Origin of the sequence: Eubacterium sp. F2, assembly GCF_046244355.1 — a bacterium.
Taxonomy (GTDB): domain Bacteria; phylum Bacillota; class Clostridia; order Peptostreptococcales; family Anaerovoracaceae; genus Aminicella.
On sequence record NZ_CP176393.1, the window covers coordinates 1,738,277 to 1,754,691 of the forward strand.

The 16,415-nt window shown below is 50.7% G+C and carries 14 protein-coding genes; 12 read left to right on the top strand and 2 right to left on the bottom strand.

What is annotated here, in order from left to right; genetic code table 11:
• Positions 1-118: 118 nt before the first annotated feature.
• On the bottom strand, positions 119-1,123 hold the full coding sequence (locus ACI77B_RS07270) for a TIGR01212 family radical SAM protein (protein ID WP_409336220.1): 1,005 nt from the start codon (positions 1,121-1,123) through the stop codon (positions 119-121).
• A gap of 225 nt (positions 1,124-1,348) precedes the next feature.
• Between ACI77B_RS07270 and ACI77B_RS07275 the strand changes: the two genes are divergently transcribed.
• From ACI77B_RS07275 to rpe, 12 genes are all read left to right on the top strand, one after another.
• Positions 1,349-1,528: a hypothetical protein gene (locus ACI77B_RS07275; RefSeq protein WP_409336221.1), complete on the top strand. Its 180-nt coding sequence runs from the start codon at positions 1,349-1,351 to the stop codon at positions 1,526-1,528.
• Between the two features lie 142 nt (positions 1,529-1,670).
• Positions 1,671-2,294 carry an epoxyqueuosine reductase QueH gene (locus ACI77B_RS07280; protein ID WP_409336222.1) on the top strand — a complete coding sequence of 208 codons (624 nt, stop codon included), beginning with the start codon at positions 1,671-1,673 and terminating at the stop codon, positions 2,292-2,294.
• 73 nt (positions 2,295-2,367) lie between these two features.
• On the top strand, positions 2,368-3,378 hold the full coding sequence (gene asnA, locus ACI77B_RS07285; protein ID WP_409336223.1) for an aspartate--ammonia ligase: 1,011 nt from the start codon (positions 2,368-2,370) through the stop codon (positions 3,376-3,378).
• A 17-nt stretch (positions 3,379-3,395) separates the two neighbouring features.
• Positions 3,396-5,399 (top strand): replication restart helicase PriA, encoded by a 2,004-nt coding sequence (gene priA, locus ACI77B_RS07290; RefSeq protein ID WP_409336224.1) that lies wholly within the window; start codon positions 3,396-3,398, stop codon positions 5,397-5,399.
• A gap of 87 nt (positions 5,400-5,486) precedes the next feature.
• Complete coding sequence (gene def / locus ACI77B_RS07295; RefSeq protein ID WP_409336225.1) at positions 5,487-5,984, top strand: peptide deformylase; 498 nt, start codon at positions 5,487-5,489, stop codon at positions 5,982-5,984.
• A complete protein-coding gene (fmt, locus tag ACI77B_RS07300) occupies positions 5,984-6,925 on the top strand; it encodes a methionyl-tRNA formyltransferase (protein WP_409336226.1) in 942 nt (313 codons plus the stop codon). The genes def and fmt overlap by 1 nt, the downstream gene beginning before the upstream one ends.
• Positions 6,926-6,943: 18 nt before the next feature.
• The gene (locus tag ACI77B_RS07305; protein ID WP_409336227.1) at positions 6,944-7,408 is read left to right on the top strand and encodes a PaaI family thioesterase; all 465 of its coding nucleotides are present in this window, start codon (positions 6,944-6,946) and stop codon (positions 7,406-7,408) included.
• Positions 7,409-7,568: 160 nt separating this feature from the next.
• The gene (gene rsmB, locus ACI77B_RS07310; RefSeq protein ID WP_409336228.1) at positions 7,569-8,873 is read left to right on the top strand and encodes a 16S rRNA (cytosine(967)-C(5))-methyltransferase RsmB; all 1,305 of its coding nucleotides are present in this window, start codon (positions 7,569-7,571) and stop codon (positions 8,871-8,873) included.
• 2 nt (positions 8,874-8,875) lie between these two features.
• A complete protein-coding gene (locus ACI77B_RS07315; protein ID WP_409336229.1) occupies positions 8,876-9,622 on the top strand; it encodes a Stp1/IreP family PP2C-type Ser/Thr phosphatase in 747 nt (248 codons plus the stop codon).
• Positions 9,615-11,552, top strand: a complete 1,938-nt coding sequence (gene pknB, locus ACI77B_RS07320) for a Stk1 family PASTA domain-containing Ser/Thr kinase (protein WP_409336230.1) — start codon at positions 9,615-9,617, stop codon at positions 11,550-11,552. Before ACI77B_RS07315 ends, pknB begins: the two co-directional genes overlap by 8 nt.
• Positions 11,553-11,607: 55 nt before the next feature.
• Positions 11,608-12,495, top strand: a complete 888-nt coding sequence (gene rsgA, locus ACI77B_RS07325) for a ribosome small subunit-dependent GTPase A (protein WP_409336231.1) — start codon at positions 11,608-11,610, stop codon at positions 12,493-12,495.
• A 12-nt stretch (positions 12,496-12,507) separates the two neighbouring features.
• Complete coding sequence (gene rpe, locus ACI77B_RS07330) at positions 12,508-13,170, top strand: ribulose-phosphate 3-epimerase (RefSeq protein WP_409336232.1); 663 nt, start codon at positions 12,508-12,510, stop codon at positions 13,168-13,170.
• Positions 13,171-13,357: 187 nt separating this feature from the next.
• On the opposite strand, the gene ACI77B_RS07335 is transcribed toward rpe, so the two are convergent.
• Entirely contained in the window at positions 13,358-16,324 is a 2,967-nt protein-coding gene (locus ACI77B_RS07335) for a transglycosylase domain-containing protein (RefSeq protein WP_409336233.1), read from the bottom strand.
• Positions 16,325-16,415: the final 91 nt, after the last annotated feature.

Below are 16,415 nucleotides of genomic sequence, written 5' to 3' on the forward strand. Positions count from 1 at the left end.
GACATAAATAAAACGGCAGGCATCATGACGGTGCCGGCCGTTTTTTTCAGTTTGGTGTGAGAAAATGGAATCCTTTATGGAGGAAACTGCTCTGGAATACCGGTTTCGCATGCTGCGTTCAACGCCGGTTGAACTTCTTTCCCTGCCAGGAATCTCTTTTTCTGAGCTCCGCATTGATGCCGTTTAAGATGCTGCGCTTCTGGAAACTCCATTCCGGAGCGATGAGAAGGGGACGGGGGACATCCGCCGTCAGGCGGTGAATGACCATTTCCGGAGGAAGCTCTTCCAGCATGTCGCAGACGAGCTGAATGTAGGAATCCATATCTGGAAATGGCTGATAATCCGGCATTTTCTCTGCCAGCCGGGAGCCTTTTACCAGATTGAGGAGATGAAGCTTGATGCCCCAGCTATGATTGTCGATGACGAAGTTCAGAGAGCGGAACATGTCTTCACGGGATTCTCCCGGCAGGCCCAGAATCAGGTGGGTGACGGCATGGATCCCGCGGCTTCTGAGGCGGTCCATCGTCTGGATGTATTCTTCGTTTTCATAGCAGCGGTTGATCAGGCGGACGGTTTCCGGCTTTGTGGTCTGCAGGCCCAGCTCCAGCCAGAGAAAGTGCTGCTCTGCAATTTCTCTGAGCAGGTCCAGAACTTCTTCTGGAAGGCAGTCCGGACGCGTGGCGATGACCAGACCTTCGATTCTCGGATCTTCCAGCGCCTTCGTGAATTTTTCCCGAAGAACAGACAGTTCCGCATAGGTATTCGTGTGGTTCTGGAAATAGGCCAGATATCCGGCCTTCGGCCATTTCTTATGCAGAAGGTCGAGCTGGGAGCTGATGTCGCTGGCGAATTCACCGCTTCCTGTGGAGCTGCAGAAAATGCAGCCGCCTGTTCCCTTGCTTCCGTCACGGTTCGGGCAGCTGAAGCCGCCGTCCAGAGAAAGCTTGATCATCTTCTTATGGAAGCGCTGCTTCAGCCAGTAGTTAATCGTATTCATCCGTTCCGCCGCCTCGTCCGCGTCTTTTGTCTTTCTGAGCCCGGAATAGGCAGGGACATCTGCATCCCAGATGTCCTGCGGATCAGTTATTATCACATTATTCTCTGCTAATGATTTCGTCATCATAGTTCCTTTCCGTATCGTAATTCTAATATTTTAGCATTCATCAGGGCAGGAGGAAAGAATAATCCCGGGGAGAACAGATTTCTGCCTGGTTCAGAAAATGCAGGAAATCTTCTTGCTTACGTGTATTTTGTCCGGATTTTATCTTACGCTGCTAGATAGATCCTGATTACAGAAGATAAAAATTTTATAGGGATATTTATAGACAGCGATATGGAGGATAGAACTATGAAATACAGAAAATCACTGGTCATTCTGTCAGTACTCTGCCTGATTCTTTCTGGCCTTGGCTTACTTGGCCTTGTAATTCACGGAAAGTTCGAACAATTTGTGAATGGCGCGACGCCGGGCGTTCTTGCAGGATTGTCTCTTCTGATGCTGATTTTCCTCAGGAAAGATGAGGAATAGGTATTTTTGATGGAGATGTTGTTGTTCATATGGTTCCTCCGGCCGCGTGCAGCTCGTAATAAACATGCCTAATCTTTCTTTCACCTTTTAAGTATGCTATAATAATTTGGTGCATCATCACAGAAAGGAAAGTGAAAAAGGCATGAGAGAAAAACTGCTTCTGCACAGCTGCTGCGGCCCTTGCAGCACAGCCTGCGTGAAACGCCTGTGTGAAGAGGGAGATTACGACATTACGGTCTTCTTTTATAATCCGGGAATCACGGAGACGGAAGAATATGAGAAGCGGAAGGAAAACCAGATCAGATTCCTGAAAGAGTGGAACGCGGAGCACGATGCTGAGAATCAGATCGCATTCGCGGAAGGAAACTACCTTCATGACCGGGATTCCTATTTTCACATGGTCAGGGGACTGGAAAACGAGCCGGAAGGCGGAAGACGCTGCGCGGTTTGTTTTACCCAGAGACTTTCCGGAACGGTGAAGTACGCGCAGGAGCATGGTTTCCCGCTCTTTACGACGACGCTTACGGTGAGTCCGCATAAGAACTACCCGCTGATTTCCGGGATTGCGGAAGCGCTTGCCGATCAGGCAGACGGGGTGGAGTTCCTGGATATGGATTTCAAAAAGAAAGACGGTTTCCTGAACAGCACCCGGCTGTCTAAGAAGTACGGGCTGTACCGGCAGAATTACTGTGGGTGCATCTACTCGAAAAAGCAGGCGGAAGCGCAGAGAAAAGAGAAGGCTGTGCGTGAATTGAATAAGGACTAGAATAACGCGGGAGAAGAGCCATCAGGTTTCCCACTTGCGCGTTGCTTTTTGTCGGTAAAATGGAGGAATAGAGATGTCTAAGTTAATTATCCCTGAAGGGTATCAGTCGATTCTGGATCCTGTTGAGACCCAGCGTGCGATTAAGAAGGTAAAGGATTATTTCCAGCAGGAACTGGCATACGGACTGCAGCTGAGACGTGTTTCCGCTCCGCTCTTCGTTGACCCGGATTCCGGCCTGAATGATACACTGAATGGTGTGGAGCGCCGCGTATCATTCACCCTGAAAGATATGAACGAGAAAGAAGTGGAAGTCGTTCAGTCGCTGGCAAAGTGGAAGCGCTACGCGCTCGGAAAGTACGGTGTGGAGCCGGAACACGGCATTTACACGGATATGAACGCGATCAGAAGAGATGAAGAATTAGACAATCTGCATTCCATTTATGTCGACCAGTGGGACTGGGAAAAGGTCATCACCAGTGACGAGAGAACAACAGAATATCTGCATGAGACGGTTACGACCATTTACAACGCAATCCGCAACCTGAGCGATTATGTCAACCGTCTGTACAGAGGAATCCAGAATGAGATCCCGAATGAGATCACCTTCATCACCTCTCAGGAGCTGGAGGACATGTACCCGGACAAGACCCCGAAGGAAAGAGAAGACGCCATCTGCAAAGAAAAGAGAGCCGTATTCATCGAGAAGATCGGCGGACCGCTGAAGTCCGGCGAGCCGCATGACGGAAGAGCTCCGGACTATGATGACTGGGAGCTGAACGGCGACATCATCCTCTGGAATGATCTGCTGGACAGAGCCTTTGAGATTTCTTCCATGGGAATCCGAGTTGATGCGGCAGCGCTTGACCGTCAGCTGAAGATGTCCGGCGACGAGCAGAAGAGAGACCTTCCGTTCCAGCAGGCCGTTCTGCACAATCAGCTGCCGTATTCCATCGGCGGAGGAATCGGCCAGAGCCGTCTCTGCATGTACTTCCTCAGAAAGGCGCACATCGGCGAGGTTCAGGTCAGCGTATGGCCGGAAGACATGGTTAAAGAATGCCATGAGAACGGAATCGACCTGCTGTAGAGATGGGCAGGCAGTATGTGAATCTGATCCTGGATCAGAACAGCTGGCATACCGATGCGGAGTTTACCTACGCGGCAGAGGAGACTGTGCGCGTCGGCGACCTTGCGGAGGTGCCGTTTGGAAAAGGGAACAGACTGAAGAGGGCGCTGGTCACAGAGACCGGCGTCCTGCCGTCTGAGGAGATCGATCCGTCTAAGATCAAGGAGATCGCTTCGGTGGATCCGCAGGTCCGTCTGAATGAGGAAATGGTCCGGACGATGCAGTGGATGCGCCAGCGGTACGGAATCAAGTATTATGATGCGCTGCACTGTTTCATTCCGCCGGGAAAGCCCGCGAAGCCGGGTAAGTCCAAGCGTCCCTACGCGAGGACAAAAGGTGAAGTGCAGGAAGTAAAGGCGCTGACGGATGAACAGGCTTCTGCCGTCGGCAGAATTGAAGACTCTATGAACCAGGAGAAGGGTGAAATTTTTCTCCTTCACGGAGTCACCAGCAGCGGAAAGACGGAAGTTTACATGCGGGTGATCCAGCATGCGCTGGATATGGGAAAAACTGCGATTCTTCTGGTTCCGGAGATTGCGCTGACGGAACAGATCGTCCGGCGGCTCCTGGGAAGATTCGACAGAGAGGAGATCGCCGTTCTTCACAGCAAGCTGACCAGAAGAGAGCGTTTTGACGAGTGGATGCGCCTTCGGAATGGAGAGGCCCACATAGCAGTAGGCGCGAGAATCGGAGTTTTTGCGCCGCTTGAGAATATCGGCGTGATTATCCTGGATGAGGAGCACGAATCGACCTATAAATCGGACCAGACACCAAAATATGAAACCGTTGATGTCGCAGTCAAAAGACTGATGTACAGCCGGGGAGTTCTTCTGCTGGGAAGCGCAACGCCATCGGTTGTCTCCTATGAGCGGGCGAGAGAAGGCATATACACGCTGATTGAACTGAAGAAGCGCTATAACCGGACACCGCTTCCGCTGGTTGAAATGGTGGATATGAGAAAGGAACTGCGGTCCGGAAATACCGGGATTTTCAGCAGGCGGCTTCTTTCCTCCATGAAGGGTGCGCTGGCGTCTGAAAAGCAGGTGATTCTCTTTCAGAACCGTAGAGGATATTCCACCTTTATCTCCTGCAGAGACTGCGGAGAGGCGCTGCGCTGTCCGGACTGCGGAATCTCTCTGGTCTATCATAAGCATGAACATGCAGCGGTCTGCCACTACTGCGGCAGAAAATTTCCGCTGCCGGAAAAATGCCCTTCCTGCGGAAGCCGCCGGATCAAGTATTTTGGCGTTGGAACGGAGCAGGTAGAAGAATTTGCGGCAAGGGAGTTCCCCGATGCCCGGATTGAACGGCTGGATCTGGATACCGCGAAAAACCGCACCGAGATCAACCGCATCATCAGAAGTTTTTCGAAGGGAGAAACGAAGATCCTGATCGGCACGCAGCTGATTGCCAAGGGTCTGGACTTCCGGAATGTCGGACTGGTGGGCGTGATTTCGGCAGATGTCAGTCTGAATATCCCGGACTACCGGTCGACGGAGCGGACCTTCCAGCTGGTCACACAGGTGGCCGGCCGGGCGGGAAGAGGAAGTGAGCAGGGACTGGTCATCGTGCAGTCCTATACGCCGGATAATTTTGCCCTGCAGGCGGCAGCATCCCATGACTATCAGAGCTTTTTTAAACAGGAGATCGTCATCAGGAAGTTTATGGAATATCCGCCCTTTACCGATCTGATCATTGCGGCGTTTACGTCAGAAAATGAACAGACGGCGATGGAAACGGCCGAACGCTGTAAAAATTACCTGGAGCGGGCCGGGCTTCCGAATTCGGACAAAATTCTCATGCCGAAACTCAGCATGAATTTTAAAGGAAAAGACAGCTTCCGCTATCATATTATGGTGAAGGCACCGCGCGGAAGCAGGAATAAATATATCTATTATCTGCGTTATTTCAACCGGGGTCTTCTGAAACAGAAGACGGACTGCGCGATGCTGATTGACGTCAACGCATACAGTTCTTACTGATTTTGCGCGGCATCTGGTCATTTGCAGGCAGAATGGGTATACAGAAAAAGGAATATATGATCGTAAGAGAAAGGAAGATGGCTGTATATGGCATTAAGAAACGTAGTAAAACAGGGAGATCCGATCCTCAGTAAGAAATGCAGAGAAGTCCCTCAGGTCAATGAACACTATCAGACGATTTTAACCGATATGCTGGAAACCATGCGTCAGAGCGAGGGTGTCGGCATTGCCGGTCCGCAGGTCGGTATTCTGAGACGGATGTTTGTCGCAGAGCCGGAGCCGGGCCGTGTATATTACATGATCAATCCGGAAATTACGGAACGGTCCGGTGAGCAGGAGTGTACAGAAGGATGCCTGAGTGTTCCGGGTTATTTCGGAACGGTAAAGCGCCCGGAGAAGATTCATATTAAGGCGCTGGACTTTGCAGGGAATCCGGTTGAATATGACTTTGAAGGATTCGATGCCGATGTGATGTGCCATGAGTATGACCACCTGGACGGCATCATGTTCACCGATAAGGCGGAAGAGATCCATACCGTTGAGGAAGAAGCAGAAAGAAGAGCAGAAGAGGAGCAGGATCAGTAATGAAGATCGTATTTATGGGAACACCGGATTTTGCGGTTCCTGTACTTCATGCGCTGAAAAAGGCCGGCCATGAAATCGGATATGCGGTGACGCAGCCGGACCGGAAGAGAAACCGCGGAAAAGTAACCTTTTCGCCGGTAAAAGAGGCAGCGCTGGAACTGGATATCCCGGTTCTGCAGCCGGAAAAGCTGAAAAACGATGAAGAGGTTAAGGAAAAGATCCGGGAGTATGGGCCGGACGCACTGATCGTTGTTGCCTACGGACAGATTCTGAAGCAGGATGTTCTCGATATCCCGCGTCTGGGATGCTTCAACGTCCACGGCTCACTTCTTCCGAAGCTCAGGGGTGCTTCCCCGGTGCAGCACGCGATTCTTCAGGGTATGGAGAAGACCGGCGTGACGATAATGAAGATGGGGCCGGGACTTGATGACGGCGATATGATCTCCAGGGCAGAAACTCCGGTGGATCATAAGAATTTTGAGCAGCTGTTTGACGAGCTTTCGCAGATGGGTGCAGAACTTCTGGTAAAGACCCTGCCTTCCATTGAAGACGGCACGGCGGTTTATACCCCGCAGAAGGAAGAAGAAGCGACAAAATGCGGGATGATCAGGAAACAGGACGGCTTTACTGGCTTTCAGCAGGATCCGGTTGAAGTTGAGCGGAAAATCCGCGCCTTTGACCCCTGGCCGGGTGTTTTTTGTCAGAAGGGAAAGGACAGAATCAAACTCTGGGCCGCGGAAGCTCTGGATAAGGCTTCTGCTGAGAAAAACGGCACGCTGCTTCAGGCATCGGAAAAGGGAATTGACATTGCCTGCGGCGGAAAGATTCTGCGTGTTACGGAGCTTCAGATGCCGGGGAAAAAGCGCGTGAAGGCGGCTGATTTCCTGAGAGGCCATTCGGTTCAGCTGGGAGAGACGTTTAACAGGGAACTTGAAAAATAGCCTGCATGGAGGTTTGGTATGAGCAGTATGACAAATGATGAGTTTGCAAAGGCGATTACGAAAGCGATCAATATCAACAAGGTGATCAAGCCGAACAGGCTGAATTCCATGCTGGATCTGAAGCTTCTGGACTGCAGTGTCGAGAAGAAGAGCGCGTCCTTTCTGTTCGAGCCGGAGGAATGGTGTCTGAATCCCTATGACGGTGTGCACGGCGGGACGATTGCGTCGATTTTCGATTATGCGGGCGGCCTGATGAGCCTGGTTGTCGGCCAGCACTTCGTCACAACGACGAGTCTTGCGACTTCTTATCTCAGACCGATGGATGGAAAGCGCTTCCGCGTGGAAATCGAGCTCACCCATATCGGACGCCGGATGAGCAATATGAACGGAAGAATTTACGACATGGATAAGGATACGCTCTGCGCGACATCGGAGATCAATTATCTGATTACGGAGAATAAGGCGATGGGTCTTCAGAACTGAACAAGCTGTTTTTTCCGTCTTTCACAGGTTCAGGAATCTTAATTTCTGTGAAGGAAAAATAAAAATTGATAAAATTTAAGATCTGGCCGGTCAAAATACAAAAGACCGGCCAGTTTTCTGTTATAATAGGTAAATAGGGATAAATGAAACAGGAGAGAGCATGGATAAAAACCGGAAAGCAGCATATCAGACGCTCATGCGGGTCGTGAAAGACCAGGCATATTCGAATATCGAGGTTTCGCGGCAGATTGAGCGGTGCAGGGCAGATGCGCCGGCCTTTGTGCGGGAGATAGTTTACGGTTCAGAACAGCACTGGCTGTATCTGGATTATCTTCTGAAACAGCTGGTTGCCCGCGGATATAATAAGATGAAGCCGCAGGTGAGTGTGCTGCTGCACATGGGTGCCTATCAGATTCTGTTTATGGATTCGGTTCCGGATTATGCAGCAGTAAACAGCTGCGCGGAAATGGCATCTGCTGTATGCCGCCCGCAGAAGGGATTTATCAATGCGGTTCTGAGGAATCTGATCAGACGGAAGGACAGTCTGAAACAGCCGGAATCAGAAAAAGACCCGGCTGTCCGGATGTCTGCGCGTTATTCTGCTGATCCGTGGATTGTGCGGCTTCTGATCCGCCAGCGAGGGGAGAAAGAAGCAGAAAGCATTTTACGGGAAATGTCGGAAACGCCGCCTCTCTGTATTGTGGTCAACACCTTGAAGACCGATCGCGAAAGTCTGAAACATGCACTGCTGAAGCAGGGATTTTCTGTTGATCAGCTGGAGATTGAGGGACTGTCGGACGCTCTTCCTGTGTTTGCCGTAAAAGGCAGCGGCCTGATGGACACAGAAGAATTCAGAAGCGGATTATTCTATGTGCAGGATCCCGCGTCTGCGGCAGCTGTTTCATCCCTTGCACCTGAAGCTGGAGAAACCGTGATGGATGTCTGCGGCGCGCCGGGAGGAAAATCAATGGCAGCGGCCATCCTGATGAAGAATCAGGGATGTGTGCGGACATTTGATTACTACGAGCATAAGCTTTCTCTGATTTGTAAGCAGGCGGAAAAGCTGGGAACTCAGTGCATCAAGGCGGAAAAGCGTGATGCGCTTACTTCTGCGGGAGCCCTGGCAGAAACGGCGGACGCCGTGATCTGCGATGTTCCCTGCAGCGGACTGGGTGTGCTCAGAAGAAAGCCGGAAATCCGTTACAGAAAGCTGGATGATGACGCGAAGGCACTGGCAGAAAAACAGCTTGCCATCCTGCAGCGTTCATCAGAACTTGTCAAGCCGGGCGGAAGAATCATGTACAGTACCTGTACCATCAACCGCATCGAAAATGAGGAGAATGTGGAAGCGTTTCTCAGACAGCAGGAAGGTAAATTTCAGAAAGAAGCAGAACGTCAGCTCTTACCCGGTCTTGATGGAACAGATGGCTTTTATTTCTGCATAATGAGGAGGATGAGTAAATAAGTATGGAAGTTGCATCCAAGACGGATCAGGGGATGAAGAGAGACCATAATGAAGACGCCTGCGGGCTGATGCCGGTTTACAGGGTCTACATGGTCGCCGACGGAGTTGGGGGCAGCAATGCCGGAGAAATCGCCAGCAAGGCGGCGATACAGGAAATTGCCAGATTCATCCAGACGCATGAAATGAAGGGCGTCGATACCATGTCAGAGATAAAGCGCTATTTCAGCGCATGCTTTGACCGGGCAAATGAAGAGATACTGAATCTGATGAATGAACGGCCGGAGACCAGAGGAATGGCAACAACTATTGCCCTGGCCTATATATCGGGGAAAACCCTGTACGCCATGAATATCGGCGACAGCAGAGTCTACCTGTATCGGAAGGGAGATTTGAAACAGATTTCGGTTGACCATACCTATGTCAACCAGCTCCTGAAGGCCGGCGTCATTACTGCAAGCGAGGCAGCCGTACATGAGAAAAGACACGTCATCATGCGTGCCATCGGCGCAGAAGAAAAAGTCCGCGCCGATTATTATCAGGCTGATATTCAGCCGGGAGACATTATCGTCCTGACAACAGACGGACTCCACGGAGAGATCGGCAGTGACGGAATCAGAAAAGAGCTGGATCGTAACCATTCAATGAAGGAAACCTGTGATCATCTGGTGCAGCAGGCCAATGACAAGGGCGGGCACGATAATATCACAGTTATTTGCATAAAAATAACGGAGGGAGACCTGGATGAGTAAATTACTAGTCGGCCGGTATGAACTGGTAGAAAAAATCGGAGAAGGCGGAATGGCTGTTGTATATAAGGCAAAGGACCGCCTGCTGAACCGTTTTGTAGCCGTGAAAATTCTGCGTCCGGAGTGTACCAAGGATGCACAGTTCGTAGACAGTTTCCGGGCAGAGTCGCAGGCAGCGGCCGGTCTGCAGCATCCGAACATCATCAGTGTCTATGATGTAGGCCGTGAAGGAAATATTCACTTCATCGTCATGGAGCTGATCGAAGGAAAATCCTTAAGCGAAATCATAAAAGAAGAGGCGCCGATGGATTACCGGGAGGTCGTGCGAATAACCAAACAGGTAGCCTCCGCGCTGAGCGTAGCGCATAAGCATAACATCATCCACCGCGACATCAAGCCGCATAACATTATGATGACCACAGACGGAATGGCCAAACTCGGCGATTTCGGAATTGCTAAAGCGCTGAGCGATTCAACGATGGAGGAAACGAGTAAGATCATCGGATCGGTCCACTATATTTCTCCGGAACAGGCCAGAGGAGCGTATGTTGACGAGCGCTCAGACATCTACTCTCTGGGAATCGTCATGTACGAGATGCTGACCGGCCGCGTTCCGTTTGACGGAGACAGCCCGGTACAGGTTGCGCTGATGCACATCAATGATGACATCACACCGCCTTCAGAACTGGTTCCCGGGATTCCTCCGCAGCTTGAGAAAGTCGTAATGAAAGCGACCAACAAGTTCCAGACCAACCGCTATGCGAGTGCAGACGAGATGCTGAAAGATCTTGACAGCATTGAATACGTCAGCAATGTCATGGGCCGGAATGCGTTTGCGAACCAGCAGGAGGAGCGGAGACCTCAGCCAGAGCGCCAGCAGGAGGCGCAGGAACGTACACCTTATGCGGCAAAAAATACAAAGCAAGGTCTTTCACCGAAGGCCAGACGCGCCATTGCGGCCGCAGTACTGATTGCTCTCCTTGCGGTCATTGGAGTATTTGCCGTTCCGAAACTTCTGGGAAGCGGCGGAAAGGTAACGGTTCCGGATGTCACGGATATGAGTTATTCGGAAGCGAAGTCGACACTTTCCGGACACGGCCTGAAGATAAAGAAAGGCTCAGCCATCGCTAGTGACTCGATCGATAAGGGAAAGGTTGCCGCGCAGGATCCGACGTCAGGAGAGAAGGTTCAGAAGGGATCGACGGTCACCGTCCGCCTCAGCAAGGGGGATTCCAACGGAGAAGTACCGGATCTGGTCGGACAGACCTACGACAGCAGCACTAAGGATATCATTGAGGCTGCCGGATTCAATCTGGGTGATGTAACCTATGCTTACAGTGATTCTTACGACAAGGGTGAGATCATGAGCCAGACGCCGTCCGGCGGAAGCAAGGCATCCAGCGGAACCGACATCGATCTGGTTGTCAGCAAGGGCGCAGAGAAAGACAAGAGCAAGGATTCTCATGAGAATTCCGATACGGTGGAAGTTCCTTCCGTAACCGGGATGTCTGTATCCGAAGCAAGGTCAAAACTGGCTGCTGCAGGATTCAATGTTTCTGTTACCTATGAGGAAAGCAACCTTACGACCAGTGGACAGGTTATTTCACAGTCTGTCGGCGCCGGATCCAAGGCCAAGAAGGGGTCAACCGTCACCATTACGGTAAGCAAGGCTTCCTCCAGTGAGAATAACAACACAAACGATAATAATAACACGAACAATAACAGCAGTAATAACAGCAATAACAACAGCAGCAATAATAACAGTGAGAGTAATAACAGCAGTAACAGCGGCAGTAATTCCAGCGGTGGAACAACGGACAGCACAGACAGCAATGCGAGCCGTTCAGCAGGACATTCTTCCGGCACAGCGGCTTCCGGATCCGCTGCAGCAAGAAGCGCATCAACGTCTTCTTCTGCATCTGCATCCAAGTAGGCGGTTATGCAATTCACTGTGAAGAGATGAAAGAGAGGAGTTTTCAGAAGCCTGTATGAAAGGACGCATTATTAAAGGAATCGGCGGATTCTACTATGTTCAGACGGAACAGGGCCTCGTCCAGACCAGAGGACGCGGTCTGTTCCGGAAGACCGGAATCACGCCGATGGTTGGTGATGAAGTGGAAATCATCATCAGTAAAGAAGATAGTGACGGCGACGGCATGATCCAGGAGATCCTGCCGCGCCGCAATGCGTTTGCAAGACCACCGGTTGCCAATGTCGACACGGTGGTTATTGTTTTTGCCGCAAAAAAGCCAAAACCGATTTTTGAAATCATCGATAAGTTCTTAATCACAGCGGATTCTAACGATGCACATCCGATTCTGTGCATGAATAAATGCGATCTGCTTTCCCCGGACAAGAGGGAAGAAATCGCCGGCCGCTATAAGGATCTGTATCCGTTTTTCTGCGTCAGCGCCAAAACAGGAGAGGGAATCGATGCCCTGAAAAAAGAGCTGATCGGAAGACATACCGCTTTTGCCGGTCCGTCTGGTGTCGGAAAATCTTCCCTGATTAATATTCTGGTGCCGGAGGCGGATATGGAGACCAAGAGCGTCAGTCAAAAAACCAGAAGGGGACGCCACACGACGCGTCACGTTGAGATTTTCCAGTACCCGCCGGGAGGGCTGATTTATGATACGCCGGGATTTACATCATTCGATCTTTCCGGAGTAGAGCCGGAAGAACTTGACCGCTATTACCCGGAGATGTTACCATTTATTGGTCACTGCCGGTTTGACAACTGCCGGCATCTGAAAGAGCCGGGCTGCGCAGTCCGGGATGCGGTGGAACGAGGAGAAATCTCGGAGGAACGGTATCAGTCATATGTACACGGATTCCAGGAGCTGCAGGAAAAAGCGCAGGACTGGAAGAGAAAATAGGAGGATACAGAAATGATTAAAATTGCACCATCGATGCTGTCTGCAGATTTTGCCAGACTGGGAGAGCAGATTGAAGAAATCAGCCGTGCTGGAGCTGACTATATCCATGTCGATGTTATGGACGGACATTTCGTTCCGAATATCAGTTTTGGAGCCAGTGTAATGAAAAGCCTGAACGGAATTGAGAGTGCGCCTTATGATGTACATCTGATGATTGAAGATCCGGATAAATACCTGGAAGATTTCGTAACGGACCGGACAGAATATATTACCGTTCATCAGGAAGCATGTCCGCACCTCAACCGCACCATTCAGCATCTGCACAGCTGCGGTGTCAAGGCGGGTGTGGCGCTGAATCCGGGTTCTCCGGTCTGCCTTCTGGACGAGGTGCTGGATGAAGCTGATATGATTCTGATTATGTCCGTCAACCCGGGATTCGGCGGCCAGAGCCTGATTCCTTCTACGCTGAGAAAGATCAGAAAGCTTGCGGATCTCCGTGAGAAAGAAGGATATAAATGGACACTGGAAATCGATGGAGGGGTTAATCTGAACACGATTTCCGATGTTTCTGCCTCCGGCGTGGATATCTTCGTAGCCGGATCGGCTGTTTTTAAGGCAGACAGCCTTGGCGGCCGTGTAAAAGAGCTGAAGGCTGCAGCAGAAGCAGAAAGGTAAAATTGATACAGAGCCTGCAGTTCGGCGCATAACAGGGCACATTTTGCGGGTTCTGCGAGGGCTGAAGAGCGGAATACAGAGACGAGAAAAAACAGATTGTAAAATATGCATGCTGTCCGGAATGGAGGCATGAAAAAAGTGGGGGACTTGAAGGTCTCCCACTTTTTTATGCCTGTACGGCTGCAGGTTAATGATTTCCAGATCCGCTGCCGCTTCCGGCTGCCGCCTGGCGGCTGGATTTGGTAGTTCCTCCACTGCTGGAAGAATTACTGCTGCTGCTTGTGCCATTTGTCGCAGATGAACTGGAATTTCCGCCGGCTGTACCGGAATTATTCTGTTGCGAACTGCTGCTGTTGTTATTATCCGTTGTTGTTCCGCTGTTATCGGTTGTGGTTCCGTCCTGGCTGTTCTGCTGATTCTGGTCTGTACCGGTTTCTCCGCCGGTCGTCTGATCCGTTGTGTTCTGGCTGTTATCCGTAACCGTGCTTCCGTTCTGTGTGCCTGTCGTACCGGAATTCGTTGTGCCTGCCGGTGCAGAAACTCCGCCGGCTCCGCCATAAGTTCCCGTAGTGTAATATTCACTGCCAACCTGAGTAACGTCAGACGGCATGCCCGGATAAGATCCCTTCAGTGCATTTGGAATCTGGCTCATGATTCTGGACCAGAGCGCAGCGGCGTAATCACTCTTGCTGCTCAGCTGGATGTTGGAGTCGTTTCCGATCCACAGGGAAGCAGAGTAGGAAGGGGTGAATCCGTCAAACCAGATATCGTACTCATCACTGGTTGTACCGGTTTTACCACCGACACTCACACCTGAAATTGCGGCCTTCTGACCAGTTCCCCCAGTAACAACGCCCTGGAGGCAGCTCTTCATGATCCATGCTACACCGGAATCCAGAACTCTCTTCTTCTTTACGTTGGAAGAGGAGAGGATCTTCTTTCCATTGTCAACGACCTTTGTGTAACAGATGGATTTCGTGGATCTGACACCGTTGTTTGCAAAGGTCGTATAGGCATTGGCCATTTCCAGTGTGGAAACACCGTTTGTCATTCCGCCGAGGGCAAGAGCCGCAGCATTTCTGTCGTTTGTAGACCCAGATCCGACAAGCGATGTGATACCGAATTTCTTGACCATGTTATAGGAGTATTTGGCTCCGACCTGCAGGAAGATCTTTACCGCGCAGGTATTGATGGATTTCTGCAGCGCTGTGCGGAAGGTCTGCACGCCGCTGTATGTACCTTCAGCGTTTGTCGGCCAGGCCTGTCCGTTTACCGTTGTTTTTTCATCGATAACTTCAGAACCTGCGGTAATGTAATTTCCCCATCCGGCTGTGCCCTGGCTGTCAATACCGTAGTTGACAAAGTTATGGGTTTTACCTTCCTTATGTTCTTCATAGCTCTGCTGAAGGGCAGCGCCGTAAACAGCCAGAGGCTTGATGGAGGATCCCGGCTGCCGTGTCTTTACTGCACGGTTATAGAGCTGGGTTCCTGTCTGCTTTCTTCCTCCGACCATGGCCTTGATCTGACCGGTCTTATTATCTACGATGGTCATCGCAGCCTGAGGCTGAATTACCTTCTGGTTCAGCGTGTAGCCGCTGCTGGTCAGGACGATGGAGCCGTCGGAAGATGTCTTGAACATTGCCCTGCCCGTTGCGCTCTTTACAAAGGATGCGGAGACAACCAGGTTTCCGTCGCCGTCCAGTTTCTTTTTGCCCTGTGGAATGTTGATGTATCCACCCGGGATGGAGTAAAGCGATCCATTTACCGTGGTGTACATCGTCGGGAATTCAACGCTGTAATCGGTCTTGCCGTTGGAAACGGTTTTATAAATTCGGATTCTCTTTCCCTTGTAAATGGTTATCGAGCCGTCGCTGTTCTTCTTCGCCTCATTCTTCGGGAATGTGAAATTTCCGGAGACGTCGAAGAAGTTGCTGTAGCTGTACATGATGATGGATCCGTATTTATTAACGATATTATTGGATGAATCATAGCTGATATTCTTAGGCGTAGGGAAGTTGGAGTCGTTCTTAAACTCTTTTTCGATAACATTCTGCGCCTTGCGGTCCATCGTGGAGTAAATCTTTAGTCCGCCCTGATAAACCTTGTTGTAGGCTTCTGAATAGGTGAGTCCGTCCTTTTTCTGCAGATCGCTGATGACCCGGGATACAACATAGTCCGTGAAATAGGAATTGTTGGTGCTTGTGCTGCTGCTGTATCGTGGATTAAGCAGTTTCTTCAGTGGAATGGCCGTATATTTCTTGTATGTGGCTTTGGTAATGTAGCCCTGCTTATACATCAGTTTCAGACAGGTGAGACGGCGGTTCTTTCCCGCGTCATTCATAATGTAGGTACCATCACTGCTTCTGTGCAGAATGTTGGTGGAGCCTGTCGTTACAGAACTGTTGGAAACCAGCTGCACCGGCGCGTAATGAGTCGGCCACTGCGGCAGAGAAGCCAGCAGCGCGCACTGTGCGACATTCAGTTTGGACACGCTTTTCCCGAAATATGCTTCCGATGCGGCTTCGACGCCATTGGAGTTGAAGCCGAGATAGATGGTATTCAGGTAAGCTTCCATGATCTGCTTTTTCGTCAGATTGTGTTCCAGCTGAACGGTGTACCATGCCTCGACGATTTTACGCTTCATGGAGCGCTTGCTCATGCTCTTTTTCAGATAAACATTACGGGCAAGCTGCTGGGTGATCGTACTAGTTCCGCTGATGTCGCCGCCGGATGTAATGGATTCTTTGATCGCACCGAAGATTCGCGTAACGTTGAATCCATGATGCGTCCAGAAGGTCTTGTCTTCCAGCGCAACGTAGGCATTGACCAGATTCTTCGGCATATCCTTATAGGAGAGCCAGATACGGTTTTCACCGGAGTAGACACTGCCGGCTTTCTTGCCATTTGCGTCATAGACGACTGTCGTTCGGGAGAGTGTGCTTTTTAAGTTACCTGGCGTGACATCGATTTTCGGCGCTGTGATGATACATGCTGCCGCATAAACAAATACCGCCAGAATCAGCAGCAGGATGGCCCATAGGATCGTATCGAGGATCTTATGTTTCCTCTGCCACGGAAGGAGAAATTTTCCCTTCCGGGCGGAGGCGGTGCCTGCAGGCTGACCTTGTGCACGATTATATTTATCGCTTCTCATAAAGTACCGCCTTTACTTAAGATTTCAATCTTCTCGACAAAAGTTAACTTCGATATATTATAACACAAGGGAGAAGTCATGTGAAACGATT

Excerpts from the sequence above, each read along its gene's own strand:
- asnA (WP_409336223.1), top strand. The coding sequence starts at position 2,368 with ATGTCTAAGTTAATTATCCCTGAAGGGTATCAGTCGATTCTGGATCCT.
- rsgA (WP_409336231.1), top strand. The coding sequence starts at position 11,608 with ATGAAAGGACGCATTATTAAAGGAATCGGCGGATTCTACTATGTTCAG.
- fmt (WP_409336226.1), top strand. The coding sequence starts at position 5,984 with ATGAAGATCGTATTTATGGGAACACCGGATTTTGCGGTTCCTGTACTT.
- rpe (WP_409336232.1), top strand. The coding sequence starts at position 12,508 with ATGATTAAAATTGCACCATCGATGCTGTCTGCAGATTTTGCCAGACTG.
- def (WP_409336225.1), top strand. The coding sequence starts at position 5,487 with ATGGCATTAAGAAACGTAGTAAAACAGGGAGATCCGATCCTCAGTAAG.
- ACI77B_RS07305 (WP_409336227.1), top strand. The coding sequence starts at position 6,944 with ATGAGCAGTATGACAAATGATGAGTTTGCAAAGGCGATTACGAAAGCG.
- ACI77B_RS07275 (WP_409336221.1), top strand. The coding sequence starts at position 1,349 with ATGAAATACAGAAAATCACTGGTCATTCTGTCAGTACTCTGCCTGATT.
- ACI77B_RS07270 (WP_409336220.1), bottom strand. The coding sequence starts at position 1,123 with ATGATGACGAAATCATTAGCAGAGAATAATGTGATAATAACTGATCCG.
- ACI77B_RS07280 (WP_409336222.1), top strand. The coding sequence starts at position 1,671 with ATGAGAGAAAAACTGCTTCTGCACAGCTGCTGCGGCCCTTGCAGCACA.
- pknB (WP_409336230.1), top strand. The coding sequence starts at position 9,615 with ATGAGTAAATTACTAGTCGGCCGGTATGAACTGGTAGAAAAAATCGGA.
- ACI77B_RS07315 (WP_409336229.1), top strand. The coding sequence starts at position 8,876 with ATGGAAGTTGCATCCAAGACGGATCAGGGGATGAAGAGAGACCATAAT.
- ACI77B_RS07335 (WP_409336233.1), bottom strand. The coding sequence starts at position 16,324 with ATGAGAAGCGATAAATATAATCGTGCACAAGGTCAGCCTGCAGGCACC.
- rsmB (WP_409336228.1), top strand. The coding sequence starts at position 7,569 with ATGGATAAAAACCGGAAAGCAGCATATCAGACGCTCATGCGGGTCGTG.